Origin of the sequence: Paraburkholderia sp. Ac-20342, from assembly GCF_017104985.1 — a bacterium.
GTDB lineage: Bacteria > Pseudomonadota > Gammaproteobacteria > Burkholderiales > Burkholderiaceae > Paraburkholderia.
The window spans coordinates 18,023-37,052 of record NZ_JAAGPQ010000062.1; the positions used below are offsets into that span (position 1 = coordinate 18,023).

The following is a 19,030-nucleotide window of genomic DNA, read 5'->3' on the forward strand; positions in this document are numbered from 1 at the left end:
CCGAAGCCAACTACAAATAGAACAAATGGAATAGAAGACATTCCATATCTGTCGCGAGGTGAAGGCTTTCGCGCCCGCAACCCTGGCGCGCCACACCCATTCGCAGCACCCCGCCCCGGCGCCTGAAAGTCGGCATGCAATCGCGCGGTATCGCGATACCATATCGGCTTACGTGATTTTCCCGACATGGCTTTCCCGACATCTTCCCGAAAGAACAGAACGGTATCCGCTCTCTTTTTCCATGCCAACACTCCCTGACCTCGAAGCGTGGGCCATCTTCGCGCGCGTCCTCGAAACCGGCTCGTTCGCGAAGGCGGCGGACTCGCTGGGCATTTCTCAACCGACCGTGTCGAAAGCCATTTCCCGCCTCGAACACAGGCTCGGCACGGCGCTCCTCTACCGCAATTCGCGCCAGCTTTCGCTCACACCGACCGGCGAGGTAGCCAAGGCACGCGCCATTCGCATCCTGAGCGAAGGGGAAGCCGTGGAAGCCGAGACATCGGCTCAGGTGATTCAGCCGCGCGGCATGGTTCGTATCACCGCACCGATGTCATTCGGAATCCGTTACTTCGCGCCGTTGATTCCCGCGTTCCTCGAACGCTATCCAGAAGTGGAAATCGATCTCGTCCTCACGGATCAGATCGTCGATGTGGTGGCCGGCGGTTTCGACATGGCGATCCGCATTGCGGAGCTTCCCGATTCGTCGCTGCGCTCGCGCCGGCTTTGCGTCGTGAATCGACCGCTCGTGGCAACGCCCGCGTATCTGGAACGTCACGGGCGCCCCGCTCACCCGCGAGACCTCGCCCACCACGCCTGTCTGATCTATACGAATCTGCCGACCCCCGAGCTATGGCAATTCCAGCATGTCGTGTCCGGTGAAAAATGCGCGGTGCCGGTGAAGGGCCGCATTCGCAGCAACAACGCGGATGTGATCGGCCCGGCGCTTCTGGCGGCACAAGGCCTCGCGCTCCAGCCCGAATTCATCGTCTGGGACGCGCTCACGCGAGGAGAACTGATCGATGTGTTTCCGGACTGGCGAATCAGCCAGATCAACGTGAACCTCGTGACGCCGCCCAACATCCTGCGCCCGGCGCGCGTTACCGCCTTGCTGGACTATCTGGCGGAATGCCTGGCTTCGGCGCCGTGGGCCACCGTCGTTCCCTGAGTTGTCCTTCGAGTTATCCCCTGCGCTGCGCGGCCTACCACTGGTACTTGAGTTCGACGCCGGCGTAGTCCGCGTTGTGTCCGCCCGCGTGGCGAATCGAGTTGCCCACCTGGAAATGCACGGCTTCGATCGATCCGGTCAGGTTTGAGACGATCGTCCAGTCCGCTCGCAACTGGAGGTACATCCCGGTCCACAAGCTGCCTCTGCCCGCCGTGCCCGGCACGGCCTGATTGGCCTGCTGATACACGGCGTCGCCGGTCGTCTCGCGCCACTGGAAACCCAATGCGCCGAGTAGCGCGAGACTCGCCGTGGGTTTGAGCGTGATAGACGGTTTGACGTGAATGAGGTTCGCGTAGCCCGTATAGCCGGCCAACGTGAAGTAATAGCCGTTCGGAAACAGCGCATTGAAGGTTTCAATCCGGCCATCGCGTGGATGCCGGTCGCCCGAGGCGGCATCGAGTTGCAGTGCAACGCGCGGCGACCACGGCATATCGAGCGTGTAGCCGGCAATCGAGCCGATCGCCCATGCAAGAATCGTGTTGCTGCCGACCGTTCCAGTCTGCAGCATGCCTTCGACGTCCCAATCAAAGTGCTCATGCGTGCCGGAATAGCGCAGATCCCAGACATCGCGGCGCTCGACACCGCTCGCGTCGAGGAACTGCGCGTTACTACGGTCATAGCGCGACCACTAGCCGGAAAGATCGCCCGGCCCCACCGATTGCCGCTCGACACGCACGCCGCTGAAGGTGAGATGGCGATTCGACACATCGTCGAATACCGTAGCGTCGCGGTTCTGCACGGGCTGCGTCGCATAGGCAATGAAACGCCACTTCTGGTATTCGTAATCGGCCCAGAGTGCATCGAACGACTGACGCACATTGGGACCGTCACGCACGGAAATGAAACGCTGCAGGTCGAACGCCATCTGTTGACGCCCGACGCGAAGCTTGAGCGTACCGCCGCCGACCACGCTGGTGTAGGTCACGAAGGCCTGTTCGAGATCGAGCGGATTCTGGTCCACGGGCGTCACCACGTTCTTGCCGAATGCACGTGCGTCTTCGAGTTGCACGAAGAACTGCCAGTGTTCGGCGAGACGTGCATCGGCCTGGACCTCGATACGCTGGATCAGATACGTGTCCGCCTGCGCGGAGCCGATGCCGAACAGGGGTGCGTTATTGCTTTCGACACGCTCGCGCAGATTCGCGCCGAGCGTCAGCCACGACACAGGATCTCCGCCGAGCGGGACGTACTTGAGCGTATCGAGCGGTTCGCGCGGAACACAGGGATTAGCGAGTACCGACCAATCTTCCTGCCAGCGGTTGAACATCACGACCGGCCGTTTGACATCGCACGCGGCAGCCGATGTGTCGGCGCTGACCGCGGTACTGACCTCGGCATCCGCGTATGCCGCGTCCGCGGCAACCAGCAGTAGTCCTGATATCACCGCGATACAGATAGCCGTTTCGCGGCAACGCCTGCGCATCGTCGCCGGCTCGACGCTTGGCTCGACGCTTGGCGCAACGATTGGCGCGACGATTGCGGCCACGCGCTTATCGTTGCGTAGCCGTGCACGCCACGGCCAGAATCCGCGCCGCCGCACCCTCTCGCCCTCCCTCATGCGCGACCCGGCGTGGCCACGCGCTCGTGCTCTCCGGTCGTCAACGACAATCCCACGAGCGCGCAGGCGGGTACGAGCAGTGCCCAGAATCCCGCGTAGCGCAGTCCCATCGCCCCGGCCAGCGCGCCTGCCGCGAACGCGACGATCGCCAGCATCGTCTTCGCGAATCGCGCTCGCACCGCCGCGTGCATGGCCTCGTCCGCGCTTGCGGATAGCATGTCGAGGGCATCGAGGATCGCCTGGGTGACGTTGCCCGTCATCACGGTATGGGGCACACCGGGGCGTTGAATCAGCCGCGAATGCGCATTCTGCACGCCCATCGCGAGCGCGCCGATCACGCCCGTTGCGATGACCGGCAAGCTGTCGGACTGGGTAATCGGCGCCACCGACACGCCCGCGAGGCAAAAGCCGAACATGAGCACGGCCTGTACCGCATGAAGCACGCGCGCGCCCTGTCGGGCATGCCGCGCGGGAAGCGCTCGCACCAGCAGGCTGCTCAGCACGACACCGCAGACAAACGCGGGGAACACGGCCAGTTTGAGCAGAACGCCTGTGCCGAAGCCGGCGAGCGCGGCACCGATCAATACGAAATTGCCCGTCACGTGCGCCGTGAACAACCCGAAGAGCGCGGCGAAACCTAGCGTATCGACGAACCCGGCAATGGCGGCAAGGATCGTGTCCTCGTATTTCATTTCGACGCAACGGCGTGGATTTCGGCGATGTAGCCGCCGGGGAACTGCACGATCGCGGCATCGCGCCCGTCCGAAGTGAACGGCGGCACGAGTACGGTCGCGCCGGCAGCCTTCGCCTTCCCCACCGTCTCGTCGAGATTCGATACGTCGTACCCCGTCGTTTCCCGCCCGAACGGATAGGGCAGATGACCATCCGTCACGAGCACGGTCATCTTGCCGAAGCCGGACTCGATCCGGATACGACGGTAGGTATCGTTGGGCCGGCCGATTTCGACGCCCGGCGCCCTGGGCTCATCGGACACCACCTTGCCGTGCGAAAATTTCACGAAATCGTGCACCAGCTTGTGCACGCTGTGCGGAGAAACGTAGACACGGTTCTCGGGCACGGTCTGCAACGCCGCGTAGTGAGGTGCCTGGGTATGCCAATAGATCTGCATGTTCACGCCATCCGCCCACGACAGGATCGCGTCGCGGCCGATCGGATCGGGGAACGTATCGACGATCACATCCGCGCCATGCGCGCGCGCCGCCTTCACGGCCGCATCCATGTCGGTCACGAGATAACCGGTACGCTCCGCGCCGAAAGGAGACGGGATGGGTGTCTTGAAGCCGAATACGGAAATCGTGCCCACCGGGGTGAACACGAGCTGCGACATGGTCTGACTGGGCGTTGGCGTGACCTGAAAAACGCCCTGCTGCGACTTGCTGCCGCCGAACGTCGCCACGAAGCTGTCGGTGAAGCGGTCGAAATCTTCCGGCGCGACGTAGACGTGCGTCGTGTCGTACTGCGGCGCCACGGCGACGGACGGAGTCTCGGCCTCCATCGCCGGTGGCTTCGCGAACGACACCGACGCGGCAGCGAGTCCGCACACGAGCATCATGCCAAGCAACGTCGAGCGAAGGGTTTTCATAACGGAATGTCCTTGTTGTCGTGTCGAGATGTTCGATCGGTCAGGTGTCCTTTACAGCGGCGCTTGCGGAACCGCCGGACATGACCACGAGCACGCAGGCAGCAATCAGGCCAAAATGCTCGAAAAAACTGTTGAGCGCCGTGAAGCGCGCAGCGCCCGTTTGATTCCAGAAGTCGTTCGCAACCAGCATCGCCACGGCCGTCAACATGCCGAGGCCGCCCGCGCCGAGCCACGTATATCGGCGAAATATCACGCACAACGAACCGGCGATTTCCACGACGACCGCCAGTGCCGCGTACAGTGCAGGCGGATGCAGGCCGAAATGCGCCTGCTCCGCGATTGCGCTGTCGAAGTGCAGCGCCTTGTCGACGCCACCAATCAGCCACGCCGACACGAGCGCCATCCGCACGAGCAATCCGATCCACGGCGGTTCAAGAAGCGCGCGGACCCAGGCGGGGTTGCCGCGCCCGCTCGTTGCCGCCATATCAGACCGCCCAGCAGGAACAGCCGAACGCCCCCCAGAAGCCCTTCGCGTCCGAAGTCGGCAAGGCGCTGCTCCATGCGCGCGCATGCGCATGGCCGTGCACCCCGCAGGCACTCGCGCAGCCGCACAGCGCCGCCGCGGCGGCACGTTGCAACGGCGCGCCGCCGCGTGACGCGGCGCCCCAGCCGCCATAACCACCATACTGGCGAACCGGCGACCAGTCGGGCATCGCCGGCGGAATCGGCGCATCGTACGAAGCGAACGGCCCCGCCCCCCAGACTATCCTGCCGCCCACGACCGTCAGCAAGGCGGTGGTGTCGGCGATATCGTCCTCGGCGCACGAAAAGAAGTCGCGGTCCGGCACCATCAGATCGGCAAGCTGTCCGGGCGCGATGCAACCTTTTCTGCCCTCTTCGTTCGAGAACCACGTCACGTACTCCGTCCACATGCGCAACGCCGTTTCGCGATCAGGCAAATTGCGCCGGGGATACATGCGCAGGCCGGCGATCGTCTTGCCGCTGACCAGCCATGCGAGCGAGACCCACGGGTTGTACGACGCCACACGCGTCGCGTCGGTGCCGGCCGACACCTTGATGCCGTTCTCCAGCATCTTCGCGATGGGCGGCGTGGCCTCCGCCGCCTGCGCACCGTAGCGCTCGACAAAATACTCGCCCTGATAGGCCATCCGGTGCTGCACCGCGATGCCGCCGCCCAACGCGGCGATGCGCTCCATCGAACGTTCGGAGACGGTTTCCGCATGATCGAAGAACCAGTGGATGCCGTCGAGCGGAATGTCTCTCGCGACCTTTTCGAACACGTCGAGCGCACGGCCAATGGTTTCGTCATAGGTGGCATGCAGCCGCCACGGCCAGCGATTCTGCGCAAGCACGCGCACCACGCCTTCGAGTTCGTCCTCCATCCCGGCCGGCAATTCCGGACGCGCGACGCGGAAGTCCTCGAAGTCGGCCGCCGAAAACACCAGCATCTCGCCCGCGCCGTTGTGGCGAAAATAATCCGTGCCGTCGTGATACCGGCCTGCGCGGGTCCAGTTCACGAAGTCCTCCTTCTCGGCCTTCGGCTTCTGGGTAAACAGGTTGTACGCGACACGCACGGTCATTTCGCCTGCATCGTGCAGTTTGCGAATAACTTCGTAATCCTCCGGATAATTCTGCGAACCGCCTCCCGCGTCGATCGCACCGGTCACGCCAAGGCGATTGAGCTCGCGCATGAAATGGCGCGTCGAATTGTATTGATACTCGGGCGGCAGCCTAGGCCCTTTCGCAAGCGTCGCATAGAGAATCGCGGCGTTCGGATTGGCCAGCAGCAAGCCGCTGGGATGGCCCATGTCGTCGCGCTGAATCGTGCCGCCGGGAGGCTCCGGCGTATCCTTCGTATAACCTACCACGCGCAGCGCGGCGGCATTGAGCAGTGCACGGTCGTATAGATGCAGGATGAACACGGGCGTATCGGGCGCCGCCTCGTTGAGCTCCGCAATCGTCGGCAAGCGCTTCTCCTCGAACTGATGCTCGGTAAAACCGCCGACCACCCGCACCCATTGCGGCGCGGGCGTGATCGCGACCTGCCGCCTGAGCATCTCCATCGCGACGGCGAGCGAGCGCACGCCATCCCAGCGCAGTTCCATGTTGTAGTTCAGGCCGCCGCGAATCAGATGCAGATGATTGTCGATCAGACCCGGCAACACGGACCGCCCGGCGAGATCGATAACCTGCGTCGCGTGGCCCGCGAGCGGCATCACGTCCGCATCGCTGCCGACCGCGACGAAGCGGCCATCTGCAATCGCCACCGCGCTCGCGCTTGGGTTCGAGCGATCGAGCGTGGTGATGCGTCCGTTATGCAGAATCAGATCAGGTTGGCTGCCAGTTGTGCTCATGTGCGTATCCTCGCTTCGCTCACTCCGACTAAAGGCCCAGCAACGGCTTGAGAACCGGGACAGCGTGCGCGCCGATCAACATGCCGAGCAGGCCGACGAGCGCAACCAGTGGCGGCGCGGGCGAGCGAACCTTGATTGCGCTATAGATCACGCCGATCAACACGCCCGCACCCAGTGACACCAGATACGGTTCCATGCGATCACTTCGCCGGCACGGCGGGCAGCGCCTCGTGGGTGGACGCCGTGCGCTGCGGTGCCTTGTGGACCATCGTGTAGGCATAGTCGATGCCCATGCCATAGGAGCCCGAATGCTCCTTTGCGATCTTCATGACGGCGTCGTAGGTTTCACGGCGCGCCCAGTCCCGCTGCCATTCGAGCATGACCTGCTGCCAGGTGACCGGGACGACGCCCGCCTGAATCATGCGCTGCATCGCGTAGTCATGCGCTTCCTTCGAGGTTCCCCCCGAGGCATCGGCCACCATGTAGATTTCGTAGCCGCCCTCGAGCATCGCGCACAAGGCGAACGTGTTGTTGCAAACCTCCGTCCACAGGCCCGACACGATCACCTTCTTGCGGCCGTTGGCGGCCAGCGCGTCGCGGACCTTCTGATCGTCCCACGAGTTCATCGACGTGCGCTCGAGCAGCTTCTGGCCTGGAAATACGTCGAGTACTTCGGGATACGTGAATCCCGAGAAGCTCTCCGACTCGACTGTCGTGATCGTGGTCGGAATGCCGAACACCCTGGCCGCCTTCGCCAGGGCGACGACGTTGTTCTTCAACGTCTGCCGGTCGATAGACTGCACGCCGAAGGCCATCTGCGGTTGCTGGTCGATAATGATGAGCTGGCTGTTCTGCGGAGTGAGTACTTCAAGCTTCGGATTACTCATGACGTGTTTGTCCTCTGATCCGGAGATAAAAGAAGACCGCCTCTCCGTAACGATAGAGAGGAGCCGAAGAGGTGATGCGCCGGGAAATTCCGTCATCCAGCCCCAATCATTTAACACGCAAATCCGGCAAAAGAACATCGAACAAATGGAATCGAAACTATTCCAGAAATTGCGTATTAAATCGTCGTGCTGACTCTTTTCTTATTCGCGCAAAGCCGATACGCTTTAAAAAAAATCGCGGCGTAACAGTGTCCACACACTAGGTGCCCACACGCCAGTGGACGCCGCCACTCGGGCGTCAATGAGATTCGTGTCATGAAACCGTATGCATTCTCGCTGCTCGCCGGCATGCTCGCCGGTTTCGTCTACTACGCGATTGGCGTGCAGTCGCCGGCTCCGCCCGCCATTGCGCTAATCGGCCTGCTCGGCATGCTGGCCGGCGAACAGATCCTGCCAGTCTCACGCCGCATGCGTGCGGGTCTCAAGCTGAAAGCGGCGTGGGGCGAAGCGAAATGCAATCAACACATGTTCGGTACCCTGCCCGGTGCTCACGTGCCAGATGCGATCGCAAAAGATCGGCCGCCATCGTGATACGCCGTCATGTGCCGGCCGCGGCGAGTCGATATCTGGACGCGCTTTACATCACCGCAAGCAACTCATCCCCCCACGGAAAAAACGAGGCGACTCCTGCCTGCATCGGGGCGGCAGGCATGGGCCTCGCCTCAGGCAGATCGCGTGCGTTTGCGCGTCTTCACCAGTCTTTCCACCGCGCTCCCGGTCACGTCCTTGAATAACTCAACGTTGCCATAGGCCCGCGCGGCAAGCATCGCACCGTAGACCAGCGAGACGAGCATGGCCGCCTCGGTTTGAAACGACGAGCCCAATTTGATGAGATCGCTTTTCACGCCCGACTCGAGCACCTGTTCGAGCCACACAGTCAGATTATCGAAGAACGCTGTCACCACTTGCGCCACCTCTTCAGGCAACGATGGACGTTCGGCGCCAAGCATGCCCGCTACGCAGAACGGAGCCGTGTCGTCCGCAATGCAGCGCTCCCAATGACCGATATAGGCACGCAACTGCGCCATGGCATCGGCGCCGCTTTCCTGAAGTAGCGCCACGTCGGCGTCGAACGCTTCTTGCCATTCGTTCAGCACGGCGATCACGAGGTCCGTTTTTACGGGGAAGTGATGGTGAATGCTCGCCTTGCGAATGCCGATCGCTTCCGCGATGTCGGCATAGCTAAACCCGTTGTAGCCGCGACGCATGATGAGTTGCCGTGCCGCTGCCATGATCCTGTTTGCCGTCAGGTCGCCTGTTACTGTCATTTTGCCTACCATCTAGTCGGTTTGTTGTCAGGAAGTTTACGCGGAGAGAAACGCAATTTCCAGTTGCAAAAATTTTCTTGCATCCATTCCATCCTACTAGTAGGATGGTTACATCGAACAGGCAAAACCCTGTCGATTTCTCCGTTACCTCATCCTCTGGAGCATGAAAATGAAGATTGCCTCATACGTCACCCGCATCGCCGCCGCCGTTGCCCTTTCCGCCGCCGCTCTTGGCTCGCAGGCCGCCACGGCTGCGCCGATCAGAAACGTCGTCCTCGTCCACGGGTATTTCGCCGATGGCTCGGGCTGGCAAGCCGTGTCGAAAATCCTCACGCATGACGGCTACAAGGTTTCCGTCGTGCAGGAACCGGAAACCTCGTTCGACGACGACGTGAAGGCAACCACCCGCGTCATCGATGCGCAGGACGGCCCGAGCATCCTCGTCGGCCACAGCTACGGCGGCGCGGTGGTGACCGAAGCCGGCAACGACGACAAGGTCGCGGGGCTCGTCTACGTGGCCGCGTTCCAGCCGGACACCGGAGAAAGCCCCCTCGAACTGACCAAAAAGATGCCGCCCGCGACCAAGGCCATCAAGGCGACCGCCGACGGCCATCTGTACATCGATCCGGCCAACTTCCACCAGGATTTCGCCGCCGATCTCCCCGCCGCCGAAGCCGGTTTCATGGCTATCTCGCAGGTGACGCCCGCGGCACAATCGTTCGGTGTGCCAATCACACATGCCGCATGGAGAACGAAGCCAAGCTGGGCCGTCGTGGCGACCGCCGATCGCGCGATCAACCCTGATCTGGAACGCTTCATGACCCAGCGCGCAGGCAGCAAGACCATTGAGATCAACTCGAGCCACGTGGCCTACATGTCGCACCCGACCGAGGTCGCGAAGTTGATCGAGCAAGCCGCGGCGCAGGCCGGCAAAGAATGATGAAACGTCGCATGCCGCCTTCAGCCACGGCATTGAGCGAGGCGGCCTATCACAGTGTCGACATCGACCTGGTGAGCGAGATTGTTCTTTGGCTTGTGCGAGAGGCGGTTACGAAAGAACCGTGGGAGGCGATTGCGTTGGTCCGGTCGTAGGCAATGCGGGCCGATGTCGCTTGCCGCGATCGAATAAGTTGCCATGGCCGGCAGCAATGCAGCAGCCTAGCCTAGCCGATACGGACAATGCGCTTACGAGACGCAATGCGAAAGACAGATTGCGCGCGAGAAACTCAGGACCCAACCATCACACGATGCCCACAAACGACAAAAGGGTTACGCCGATTTCGACGTAACCCTTTGACTTTTTCTGGCGGAGCGGACGGGACTCGAACCCGCGACCCCCGGCGTGACAGGCCGGTATTCTAACCGACTGAACTACCGCTCCAGTCTTTACACCCTAGCTTGCGAGCGTCGGTTAATTCTCTGCAAGCTGCGCCGCTTTACTACTACTCGAATACTAAAGCGACGCTGATGTCTGGCGTCCCCTAGGGGATTCGAACCCCTGTACTCACCGTGAAAGGGTGATGTCCTAGGCCTCTAGACGAAGGGGACAACGTACTGCTTACATCTTTAATGAAAAAGCCCGTTCAGATTTTTTGAACGGGCTTTGTCTGGCGGAGTGGACGGGACTCGAACCCGCGACCCCCGGCGTGACAGGCCGGTATTCTAACCGACTGAACTACCACTCCAGTCTTTACACCCTAGCTTGCGAGCGTCGGTTAATTCTCTGCAAGCTGCGCCGCTTTACTACTACTCGAATACTAAAGCGACGCTGATGTTTGGCGTCCCCTAGGGGATTCGAACCCCTGTACTCACCGTGAAAGGGTGATGTCCTAGGCCTCTAGACGAAGGGGACATAATCTTTTCAGATCTGTCTTTAACTCGCTGCCAACTTACGCTAACTTGTTCAGTTATTTCGTTTCGTCAACTGCGAAGACCGCTACTTTAACTACGTTTCAGTGATTTGTGAAGTCTTTTTTTCTACAACTTTCAGACTTCGTAACCACTTTAACTTCTCTGCTCTGTTGGTGGAGGTAAGCGGGATCGAACCGCTGACCTCTTGCATGCCATGCAAGCGCTCTCCCAGCTGAGCTATACCCCCTTGCAGATCAGAGAAACGAGATTTTAGAGGGCGATCTGCGCTTTGTAAATACCCTTTGAGCAATTACATGCGATTTTTTCGCCGGCACGCAAAACCTTGCACGCGCGCCGAAACGCGTCTGCTCACCAACCGCTCAGGCGAGCGCCTTTTCAATGCGGCTGACGACAGCGTCACGCCCGAACAGCATCAGCACGCTATCGATCGACGGCGTATGCGTCGTGCCCGCCACCAGCAGACGAACCGGCATCGCGAGCTGCGGCATCTTCAGCTTGTGCGCACCGAGCGTGGCCTTCAGCGCGGCGGCAATCGCCTCCTTGCTCCATTCGACGGTCTTCAACGCAGCGGCGAGTTCCGCGAGCGCCGGACGAACCGCCTCGGTCACATGCTGCGCGAGCGATTCGGCATCCGGAGCCGGCACGCGATAGAACATCGCCGCATTCTGCGCGATCTCCTTCACGGTCGATGCACGGTCCTTCATCAGCCCCACCACAGCCGTCAGATCCGGCCCCTGCGCGAGCGTGGCTTCGTCGATACCCAGTTCCGCGAAGAACGGCTTCGCAAGCTCGGCGAGGCGCGCGTTGTCCGCCTCCTTGATGTAGTGCGCGTTGAGCCAGTTCAGCTTGTCGTGGTCATACTGCGCGGGCGATTTGCCGAGATGCTCGAGATCGAACCATTCGACGAACTGCTCGCGCGTGAAAATCTCCGCGTCGCCATGCGACCAGCCGAGGCGCGCGAGATAGTTGACCACCGCTTCCGGCAGATACCCGCCGTCGCGATACCCCATCACACTCATTGCGCCGTGCCGCTTGCTCATCTTTTCGCCCTGCTCGTTGAGCACGGTCGGCAGGTGTGCATAGACCGGCGGCTCGCCGCCGAGCGCGCGCAGGATGTTGATCTGGCGCGGCGTGTTGTTGACGTGGTCGTCACCGCGAATCACGTGCGTGATACGCATGTCGAGGTCGTCAATCACGACGCAGAAGTTGTAAGTGGGCGTGCCGTCCGGACGCGCAATCACGAGGTCGTCGAGTTCTTCGTTCGAAATCTCGATACGGCCTTTCACCGCGTCGTCCCACGCGACCATGCCCGCCAGCGGATTGCGGAAGCGCAGCACCGGCTGCACGCCCGCGGGCGGCTGCGGCAGCACCTTGCCCGGCTCCGGGCGCCAGGTGCCGTCGTAGCGCGGCTTTTCGCCGGCTTCACGCTGCCGCTCACGCAGCGCATCGAGTTCTTCGGTCGACATGTAGCACGGGTAGACGAGCCCCGCATCCTGCATCTGCTTGAGCACTTCGCGATAACGGTCCATGCGCTGCATCTGGTAGAACGGGCCTTCGTCGAAATCAAGGCCGAGCCATTGCATACCCTCGAGAATCGCGTCGACGGATTCGGTGGTCGAACGCTCGACGTCGGTGTCCTCGACCCGCAGCACGAAGGTCCCTTTCATCTTGCGCGCGAACGCCCACGGATAGAGCGCGGAGCGGATGTTGCCGAGGTGGATGAAGCCGGTGGGACTCGGTGCGAAACGGGTACGAACGGAGGTGGTCATTAGCGATTACTCGGAAAACAGGCGCCAGCGCCCGAGCGAACAGCCCGCAAGGCGCGGCAGCGGACCGTGCCCATGCGGCGCACGACGCTGCGCATGAACACGAGGGAAATAAGTGCAAGGGTCGAATTATACCTTCCGCACACGCGTTGCCGCCCTCGTCCGAATGGCCAGGGGCGTTTGCGCAGAAGCTGTCCGAAGAGGTTTCCGAGCGCTCGGAAGCCCCTGCCGGAGGATAGTTCGAAGCATTTGCGATTGACGGCGAGCTGCCGGCTCGGGCGCGGACATCGCGGCCTGCGTGCAAGACAAAACCGTGCGTCCACGCAGGCCATCAGCGGTCATTGCGAATCCGGGTAATGCTACGCATGCCCCGGCCTCCACACGCGAGACTCCCCCGAAAACCGCGCTGCTCACCTCGCCCACCACACCCGAATACTTCCTCTGCAACGTTTCATTACAGCGCGCCGCGCGAGCCGATCCTTTGCTTTATGATGTGCGCGCTGCAATCGGACACCCAGTCGGAAAAGCTCGATTGGACGTCATCACGCAGCGCGCAATCGCCGTCGGCGATCCGTTGCGCCCGAGGTCCGGCGGCAAGCTCGCCTGAACCCAGTTCGCCCCTCGGGCTGATCGCGGCACGCGCGGCGCCACCGCGCTGCCCGCGCCGTTGCTGGAGAATCCTGTTGAAACCGTCATCCCTCCGTTTGAGCCGCCGCAACTTCTCGCTGGCGGCCGCATCCGCGGTGCTCGCCGCCTGCACCACGACCGGCAGCACAGTCGATAGCACACCGGTCGCCGCCACGCCCACCACTCCCCCGCCGCCCGAAAAAGCCGAGAAGCCTCTGCGCGTCGCGCTCGCGCTCGGTGGCGGCGCCGCGCGCGGCTTCGCGCATATCGGCGTGATCAAGGCGCTCGAGGCGCGCAATGTCCAGATCGATCTCGTCGCCGGCACCAGCGCCGGTTCGGTCGTCGGCGCGCTGTACGCGTCGGGTATGAACGGCTTTGCGCTGAACAAGCTCGCGCTCGCGATGGACGAAGCCTCGATCAGCGACTGGGCCATGCCGTTTCGCACGCGCGGTTTCCTGCAAGGCGTCGCGCTGCAGAACTACCTGAACACGACGCTGCACAATCGCCCGATCGAAAAGATGGTCAAGCCGCTGGGCGTGGTCGCGACCGATCTGCAAACCGGTCAGCCGATCCTGTTCCAGCGCGGCAACACCGGCATCGCGGTGCGTGCGTCGTGCAGCGTGCCGTCGATTTTCGAGCCGGTGAAGATCGGCGGTCACGAGTATGTGGACGGCGGTCTCGTAAGCCCGGTGCCGGCGTCGTTCGCGCGCAAGATGGGCGCGGATTTCGTGATCGCGGTCGACATCTCGCAGCGCCCTGAAACCGGCGTCACCACGAGTTCGTTCGACGTGCTGATGCAAACCTTCACGATCATGGGCCAGACGATCAAGGCCTACGAGCTCGACAAGTACGCCGACATCGTGATCCGCCCGAATCTCGCCGCGATGAGCGGCAGCGACTTCTCGCAGCGCAATGCGGCGATCCTCGCGGGCGAGGAAGCCGTGGCGAAGATGATGCCGGAGTTGCAGCGCAAGCTCGCCGCACGCCGGCTAGGGGCGTAAGCGGTTCGGGTTAAAAGCCGGTACGAGTCGCCGCGTACGATCGTACCGGCATACCGGTGTACCGGCGGGCGAGACCGCATCCCCATCGCAAAATGCGCACATGAAATGCAAAAAGCCTGCTTCAGACGAAGCAGGCTTTTTTATCGCCAATGCGGCGCGGAATCAGTTATTCCCGCCGATCGTCGCGTTCACGCGCTTGCGCAGATCGTCGCCGTCATACGAGGTCTCGATCCGGCGTGCACCCGTGAAGCGCTTTTCCCAGTAGCCGTCATCCAGGTCGTCGACGCGGATCGTGCTGCCGGTGGACGGCGAATGCACGAACTTGTTGTCGCCGATATAGATGCCCACGTGCGAGAACGTCCGGCGCATCGTATTGAAGAACACCAGATCGCCCGGCTTCAGGTCGCTCACGCGCACCTTCTCGCCCACCCGGCTCATTTCCTCAGCGCGGCGCGGCAGCGCGAGGCCCAGCGTGTCCTGGAACACGTAGCGCACGAAACCGCTGCAATCGAGCCCCGAATCCGGCGTATTGCCGCCCCAACGGTAGCGAACGCCGATCATGTTCAGCGCGCCGACCACCACGTCGCCCGCTTTGCCAGCCATGCCGGAAAGGAACGACCGGGTGCTGCCGCTATCGCTGTCGGCCGCTGGGCTTTGAGTCTGGGGAGTGGAGAGGGAGGAAGAATTCGACCCGCTGGTGGTCGAATAGGAGGCGTTCTGATTGAAACTGCCGGGTTCGTCGGCGAACGCGCCGGGAGCTGCTGCCATCAGGACGCCAATGAACATCCCGGCGACGACGCGCGTGCAAGCCTGGGTTAGATTTCCTTGCTGCATTGGTCAGTAGTTTTTGCCTAAAAATCAGTGGACTGCGAAAAAAAGTTTGGTCGATAGTAGCCAGTAAGTATTTGTGTGTCAAAAGAAATAGAAAAAATCAATCGAGATACACTCCCAATTGTTAAAGGAGTGAAAAATCAACGGTCAAGCGCTGCTTTCAGCAGCTTTCGCGTGTAAGGGTGCGACGGCGTCGCAAAAACCTTCTCGGCCTCCCCGCTCTCGACGATCGAACCGTTCTGCATCACCACGATACGGTGTGCCATCGCCCCGATCACCTCGAGATCGTGGCTGATGAACACGAAGCCGAGATTGTATTTCTGCTGCAAACCGGCGAGCAGTTTCAGCACCTGCTGCTGGATCGACACGTCGAGCGCGCTCGTCGGTTCGTCGAGGATCAGCACGCGCGGCTCCAGCACCAGCGCCCGCGCAATCGCAATGCGCTGCCGCTGGCCGCCCGAGAATTCATGTGGATAGCGATACAACGCCGTACGGTCGATGCCGACTTCGCGCAGCACCGCAATCACCTTGTCGCGCCGCGCCTCGGGCGTCATCGTCGGCCGATGCAGCGCGAGCCCCTCGCCGACGATGCGCTCGATCGTCTGCCGCGGCGAAAGCGAACTAAAAGGATCCTGAAAGACGACCTGCATAGTCGAGCGCAAGGCGGTCTTTTCCGCGCCGCGATAGCTGCCGAGCGCCCTGCCCTGAAATTCGATCTCGCCGTGCGCGGTGCGCTGCAGGCCGAGCAGCGCCATCGCGAGCGTCGACTTGCCCGAACCCGACTCGCCGACAATCCCGAGCGTCTCGCCCTGGCGCACCGACAGGTTCGCCGCGTCGACCGCGCGAAAATGGCCGGAGCCGAACCAGCCGCGCAAGCCCGGCAGCTTCGTTCTGAAATCGACCGAGACCTCGCGCGCTTCGAGCAGCACGGGCGCGATCGGCATCACCGGCACGACCGAGCGCTGCGGCCGGCTCGCGAGCAGGCGCTGCGTATACGGATGCCGCGGCGCCTCGAACAGCTGTTCGACCGGCCCGCTCTCGACGAGCACGCCCTGCTCCATCACCGCGACGCGCTGCGCGAAGTGGCGCACGAGGTTCAGGTCGTGCGTAATCAGCAGCACGGCCATGCCGCGCTTCTGCGCTTCGTCGCGCTGCAGTTCGAGCAGCAGCTCGACGATCTGCGCGCGGATCGTCACGTCGAGCGCCGTGGTCGGCTCGTCGGCGAGCAGCAGACGCGGACGGCACGCGAGCGCCATCGCGATCATCGCGCGCTGCCGCTGGCCGCCCGACAGTTGATGCGGATAGCTGTTCGCACGCTTGCCCGGCTCGGCGATGCCCGTGCGCGCGAGCAGCTCGACCGTGCGCCGCGCCGCCTCGCTCGCACTCGCGCCGTCATGCGCGACGATCGTCTCGGCAATCTGGTCGCCGATCGTGTAGAGCGGATTGAGCGCCGTCATCGGCTCCTGGAAGATCATCGCGATGTCGGAGCCGCGCAGGCCGCGCATCGCGCGCTCGCTTTTCGCGAGCAGGTCCTCGCCGTCGAAGCGGATCGTGCCGCTCACCTGCGCGTCGGCCAGCAGCCGCAGCACCGACAGCGCGGTCACGCTCTTGCCCGAGCCCGATTCGCCGACCAGCGCGACGCGCTCGCCGCGTCCGATCGCGAGCGTCACGTCGTTGACCGCGACGGTATCGCCGAACGTCACGCGCAGATGATCGAGTTCGAGCAGCGGCTTCTCCGCCGCCGCCGCGTCTTGCGGATTACCTGGCAACGTGGCGCTCATTGCTGACCTCCGGCACGCATCGCATCGGAGATGCGCGTGTCGAGCGCATTGCGCAGCGCGTCGCCCATGAAGGTCAGCAACAGCAGCATCGCCACGAGCACGCCGAAGGTGGACACCGAGATCCACCACGCGTCGAGATTCGCCTTGCCTTGCGCGAGCAGTTCGCCGAGGCTCGGCGTCGGCGCCGGCACGCCGAGACCGAGAAAGTCGAGACTCGTCAGCGCCAGAATCGCACTGCTCATGCTGAACGGCAGGAACGTGATGACCGGCGTGAGGCTATTCGGCAGAACATGACGCCAGATGATCTGCCAGTGCGAGAGGCCCATCGCGCGCGCGGCGCGCACGTAGTCCTGCTGGCGATTACGCAGGAATTCGGCGCGCACGTAATCGGACAGGCCAATCCAGTTGAACAGCGAGAGCAGCACGATCAGCAACGCAAAGCCAGGTTCGAAGATCGACGAGAAGATGATGAGCAGATAAAGCTGCGGCATCGCGTTCCAGATTTCGATGAGGCGCTGCCCGACGATATCGGTTCGTCCACCGAAATAACCTTGCACGGCGCCGGCGGCAATGCCGAGTATCGTGCTGATTACCGTGAGCACGAGGCCGAATTCGACCGACACGCGAAAGCCGTATAGCAGCCGCGCGAACAGATCGCGGCCGCGGTCGTCGGTGCCGAGCCAGTTTTCGCGCGACGGCGGCGCCGGGTTCGGCGACGTCGAGAAGTAGTTCAGCGTGTCGTAGTAGTAATAATTCGGCGGATACAGCGCAAAGTTGCCCGGCGCGTCGAAGCGATGTTTGATGTACGGGTCGAGATAGTCGGCCGGCGTCGGGAAGTCGCCGCCGAAAGTGGTTTCCGCATAGGTCTTGAACATCGGGAAATACAGGTGGCCGTCATAGCGCGCAACGAGCGGCTTGTCGTTCGACCACAGCGGCCCGGCGAGGCTCGCCGCGAACGCGACGAGAAAGATAACGAGGCTCCAGTAGCCGAGCCGCTGCTGGCGAAAACGCCGCCACACGCGGCGCGCGGGCGTGGGCGACACGAGCGCGCGCGGCAATTCGCTGCGCGCCGTCGCATCGGCGGAAAGGCGGGCTCGATTCATCAGCGCTCCAGTTGTTCGAATTGGATGCGGGGATCGACCCACACATAGCAAAGGTCGGAGATCAGCCGCGTGACGAGGCCGATCAGCGTGAACAGATACAGCGTGCCGAGCACGACCGGATAGTCGCGCCGCATCACCGATTCATACGACAGCAACCCGAGCCCGTCGAGCGAAAACAGCGTTTCGATCAGCAGGCTGCCGGTGAAGAACGCGCCGATGAACGCGCCCGGAAAGCCGACGATCAACGGCAGCAACGCATTGCGGAACACGTGCTTCCACAGTACGCGCCGTTCCGACAAACCTTTGGCGCGCGCGGTCAGCACATACTGCTTGCGGATTTCGTCGAGGAACGCGTTCTTCGTGAGCATCGTGACGACCGCGAAGCTGCCGACCACCGAGGCCGTGATCGGCAATGCGATATGCCATAGATAGTCGAGGATCTTGCCGAACAGGCTCAGCTGGTCCCAGTTGTCGGACGTGAGGTTGCGCAGCGGAAACAGCTGCAGGAACGTGCCGCCGCCGAACAGCACGAGCAGCAGCACGCCGAGCACGAAGCCCGGAATCGCATAGCCGATCAGCACGACGAGGCTCGTCGCGATGTCGAAGCGCGAGCCGTTGCGCACGGCTTTCGCGATGCCGAGCGGCACCGATATCAGATACGTGAGGAAGAACGTCCACAAGCCGATGCTGATCGACACCGGCAGCTTCGAGACGATCAGCGACCACACGCTTTGATGGCGAAAGTAGCTTTGCCCGAGATCGAAGCTCGCGAAGCGCCTGAGCATCAGCACATAGCGTTCGAGCGGCGGTTTGTCGAAACCGTAGAGCTGCTTCAGTTGCGCGACCTGTTGCGCGTCGACGCCGCTATGCGCGCGCAGGCCGAACGGCGCGGCGCCCTCCGCGCCCTTGCGCAGCTCGTGCTGCATCTGCTCGACCGGTCCGCCCGGCACGAACTGGATCACGGCGAAGGTCAGCGTGAGCACGCCGAGCAAGGTCGGGATCATCAGCAGCAGACGTTTGAGGATGTAGCTCCACATAGGCGGTGTTCCGGTGCGACAGCGTTGAGGTGAACG

The 19,030-nt window shown here is 62.5% G+C and carries 16 protein-coding genes, 5 tRNA genes and 1 pseudogene; 4 read left to right on the forward strand and 18 right to left on the reverse strand.

The window, feature by feature from the left end; all coding sequences use genetic code 11:
- Nucleotides 1-241 precede the first annotated feature (241 nt).
- A complete protein-coding gene (locus G3N58_RS22995; protein ID WP_167282713.1) occupies nt 242-1,165 on the forward strand; it encodes a LysR family transcriptional regulator in 924 nt (307 codons plus the stop codon).
- A 34-nt stretch (nt 1,166-1,199) separates the two neighbouring features.
- Here G3N58_RS22995 and G3N58_RS23000 read toward each other — a convergent pair.
- The 7 genes and pseudogenes from G3N58_RS23000 to G3N58_RS23030 form a co-directional block, all read right to left on the reverse strand.
- A pseudogene (locus tag G3N58_RS23000) lies at nt 1,200-2,648 on the reverse strand (alginate export family protein).
- A gap of 131 nt (nt 2,649-2,779) precedes the next feature.
- A complete protein-coding gene (locus G3N58_RS23005) occupies nt 2,780-3,475 on the reverse strand; it encodes a YoaK family protein (RefSeq protein WP_205989109.1) in 696 nt (231 codons plus the stop codon).
- Nucleotides 3,472-4,386, reverse strand: coding sequence for a glyoxalase (locus G3N58_RS23010; protein WP_206000306.1), 915 nt, complete (start codon nt 4,384-4,386; stop codon nt 3,472-3,474). Before G3N58_RS23010 ends, G3N58_RS23005 begins: the two co-directional genes overlap by 4 nt.
- Before the next feature lie 40 nt (nt 4,387-4,426).
- Nucleotides 4,427-4,870, reverse strand: a complete 444-nt coding sequence (locus G3N58_RS23015) for a DoxX family protein (protein WP_167282569.1) — start codon at nt 4,868-4,870, stop codon at nt 4,427-4,429.
- Nucleotide 4,871: 1 nt separating this feature from the next.
- A complete protein-coding gene (locus G3N58_RS23020; RefSeq protein ID WP_206000307.1) occupies nt 4,872-6,761 on the reverse strand; it encodes an amidohydrolase in 1,890 nt (629 codons plus the stop codon).
- Between the two features lie 28 nt (nt 6,762-6,789).
- On the reverse strand, nt 6,790-6,957 hold the full coding sequence (locus G3N58_RS23025) for a DUF1427 family protein (protein ID WP_205989112.1): 168 nt from the start codon (nt 6,955-6,957) through the stop codon (nt 6,790-6,792).
- 4 nt (nt 6,958-6,961) lie between these two features.
- Nucleotides 6,962-7,648: a hydrolase gene (locus G3N58_RS23030; protein WP_167045117.1), complete on the reverse strand. Its 687-nt coding sequence runs from the start codon at nt 7,646-7,648 to the stop codon at nt 6,962-6,964.
- 315 nt (nt 7,649-7,963) lie between these two features.
- Here G3N58_RS23030 and G3N58_RS23035 point away from each other — a divergent pair, with 315 nt between their 5' ends.
- On the forward strand, nt 7,964-8,239 hold the full coding sequence (locus G3N58_RS23035; protein WP_167282565.1) for a XapX domain-containing protein: 276 nt from the start codon (nt 7,964-7,966) through the stop codon (nt 8,237-8,239).
- Nucleotides 8,240-8,370: 131 nt separating this feature from the next.
- Here G3N58_RS23035 and G3N58_RS23040 read toward each other — a convergent pair whose 3' ends face one another.
- Nucleotides 8,371-8,988: a TetR/AcrR family transcriptional regulator gene (locus G3N58_RS23040; RefSeq protein ID WP_240159111.1), complete on the reverse strand. Its 618-nt coding sequence runs from the start codon at nt 8,986-8,988 to the stop codon at nt 8,371-8,373.
- A gap of 157 nt (nt 8,989-9,145) precedes the next feature.
- Between G3N58_RS23040 and G3N58_RS23045 the strand changes: the two genes are divergently transcribed.
- The gene (locus G3N58_RS23045; RefSeq protein ID WP_205989122.1) at nt 9,146-9,916 is read left to right on the forward strand and encodes an alpha/beta hydrolase; all 771 of its coding nucleotides are present in this window, start codon (nt 9,146-9,148) and stop codon (nt 9,914-9,916) included.
- A 364-nt stretch (nt 9,917-10,280) separates the two neighbouring features.
- Here G3N58_RS23045 and G3N58_RS23050 read toward each other — a convergent pair.
- The 6 genes from G3N58_RS23050 to gltX all read right to left on the reverse strand — a co-directional run bounded on the left by G3N58_RS23050 (nt 10,281) and on the right by gltX (nt 12,617).
- Nucleotides 10,281-10,357 (reverse strand) — tRNA-Asp (locus G3N58_RS23050).
- Between the two features lie 91 nt (nt 10,358-10,448).
- Nucleotides 10,449-10,524 (reverse strand) — tRNA-Glu (locus G3N58_RS23055).
- Nucleotides 10,525-10,584: 60 nt separating this feature from the next.
- Nucleotides 10,585-10,661, reverse strand: a tRNA-Asp gene (locus tag G3N58_RS23060).
- Between the two features lie 91 nt (nt 10,662-10,752).
- Nucleotides 10,753-10,828 (reverse strand) — tRNA-Glu (locus G3N58_RS23065).
- 170 nt (nt 10,829-10,998) lie between these two features.
- Nucleotides 10,999-11,074, reverse strand: a tRNA-Ala gene (locus tag G3N58_RS23070).
- Between the two features lie 133 nt (nt 11,075-11,207).
- Nucleotides 11,208-12,617, reverse strand: a complete 1,410-nt coding sequence (gene gltX, locus G3N58_RS23075) for a glutamate--tRNA ligase (protein ID WP_167045106.1) — start codon at nt 12,615-12,617, stop codon at nt 11,208-11,210.
- A gap of 680 nt (nt 12,618-13,297) precedes the next feature.
- Between gltX and G3N58_RS23080 the strand changes: the two genes are divergently transcribed.
- On the forward strand, nt 13,298-14,242 hold the full coding sequence (locus G3N58_RS23080; protein ID WP_167045103.1) for a patatin-like phospholipase family protein: 945 nt from the start codon (nt 13,298-13,300) through the stop codon (nt 14,240-14,242).
- A gap of 162 nt (nt 14,243-14,404) precedes the next feature.
- Here the strand turns inward: G3N58_RS23080 and G3N58_RS23085 are convergent, their stop codons facing one another.
- The 4 genes from G3N58_RS23085 to G3N58_RS23100 form a co-directional block, all read right to left on the reverse strand.
- Nucleotides 14,405-15,076: a C40 family peptidase gene (locus G3N58_RS23085; RefSeq protein ID WP_167045100.1), complete on the reverse strand. Its 672-nt coding sequence runs from the start codon at nt 15,074-15,076 to the stop codon at nt 14,405-14,407.
- Nucleotides 15,077-15,213: 137 nt separating this feature from the next.
- A complete protein-coding gene (locus G3N58_RS23090; RefSeq protein ID WP_206000308.1) occupies nt 15,214-16,854 on the reverse strand; it encodes a dipeptide ABC transporter ATP-binding protein in 1,641 nt (546 codons plus the stop codon).
- On the reverse strand, nt 16,851-17,957 hold the full coding sequence (locus tag G3N58_RS23095) for an ABC transporter permease (RefSeq protein WP_206000309.1): 1,107 nt from the start codon (nt 17,955-17,957) through the stop codon (nt 16,851-16,853). Before G3N58_RS23095 ends, G3N58_RS23090 begins: the two co-directional genes overlap by 4 nt.
- Nucleotides 17,957-18,994 carry an ABC transporter permease subunit gene (locus tag G3N58_RS23100; protein WP_167045091.1) on the reverse strand — a complete coding sequence of 346 codons (1,038 nt, stop codon included), beginning with the start codon at nt 18,992-18,994 and terminating at the stop codon, nt 17,957-17,959. The genes G3N58_RS23095 and G3N58_RS23100 overlap by 1 nt, the downstream gene beginning before the upstream one ends.
- Nucleotides 18,995-19,030: the final 36 nt, after the last annotated feature.

Bases quoted from the DNA above. Each gene is read 5' to 3' on its own strand.
- G3N58_RS22995 (WP_167282713.1), top strand. From the start codon at position 242: ATGCCAACACTCCCTGACCTCGAAGCGTGGGCCATCTTCGCGCGCGTC.
- G3N58_RS23005 (WP_205989109.1), bottom strand. From the start codon at position 3,475: ATGAAATACGAGGACACGATCCTTGCCGCCATTGCCGGGTTCGTCGAT.
- G3N58_RS23010 (WP_206000306.1), bottom strand. From the start codon at position 4,386: ATGAAAACCCTTCGCTCGACGTTGCTTGGCATGATGCTCGTGTGCGGA.
- G3N58_RS23015 (WP_167282569.1), bottom strand. From the start codon at position 4,870: ATGGCGGCAACGAGCGGGCGCGGCAACCCCGCCTGGGTCCGCGCGCTT.
- G3N58_RS23020 (WP_206000307.1), bottom strand. From the start codon at position 6,761: ATGAGCACAACTGGCAGCCAACCTGATCTGATTCTGCATAACGGACGC.
- G3N58_RS23025 (WP_205989112.1), bottom strand. From the start codon at position 6,957: ATGGAACCGTATCTGGTGTCACTGGGTGCGGGCGTGTTGATCGGCGTG.
- G3N58_RS23030 (WP_167045117.1), bottom strand. From the start codon at position 7,648: ATGAGTAATCCGAAGCTTGAAGTACTCACTCCGCAGAACAGCCAGCTC.
- G3N58_RS23035 (WP_167282565.1), top strand. From the start codon at position 7,964: ATGAAACCGTATGCATTCTCGCTGCTCGCCGGCATGCTCGCCGGTTTC.
- G3N58_RS23040 (WP_240159111.1), bottom strand. From the start codon at position 8,988: ATGGTAGGCAAAATGACAGTAACAGGCGACCTGACGGCAAACAGGATC.
- G3N58_RS23045 (WP_205989122.1), top strand. From the start codon at position 9,146: ATGAAGATTGCCTCATACGTCACCCGCATCGCCGCCGCCGTTGCCCTT.
- gltX (WP_167045106.1), bottom strand. From the start codon at position 12,617: ATGACCACCTCCGTTCGTACCCGTTTCGCACCGAGTCCCACCGGCTTC.
- G3N58_RS23085 (WP_167045100.1), bottom strand. From the start codon at position 15,076: ATGCAGCAAGGAAATCTAACCCAGGCTTGCACGCGCGTCGTCGCCGGG.
- G3N58_RS23090 (WP_206000308.1), bottom strand. From the start codon at position 16,854: ATGAGCGCCACGTTGCCAGGTAATCCGCAAGACGCGGCGGCGGCGGAG.
- G3N58_RS23095 (WP_206000309.1), bottom strand. From the start codon at position 17,957: ATGAATCGAGCCCGCCTTTCCGCCGATGCGACGGCGCGCAGCGAATTG.
- G3N58_RS23100 (WP_167045091.1), bottom strand. From the start codon at position 18,994: ATGTGGAGCTACATCCTCAAACGTCTGCTGCTGATGATCCCGACCTTG.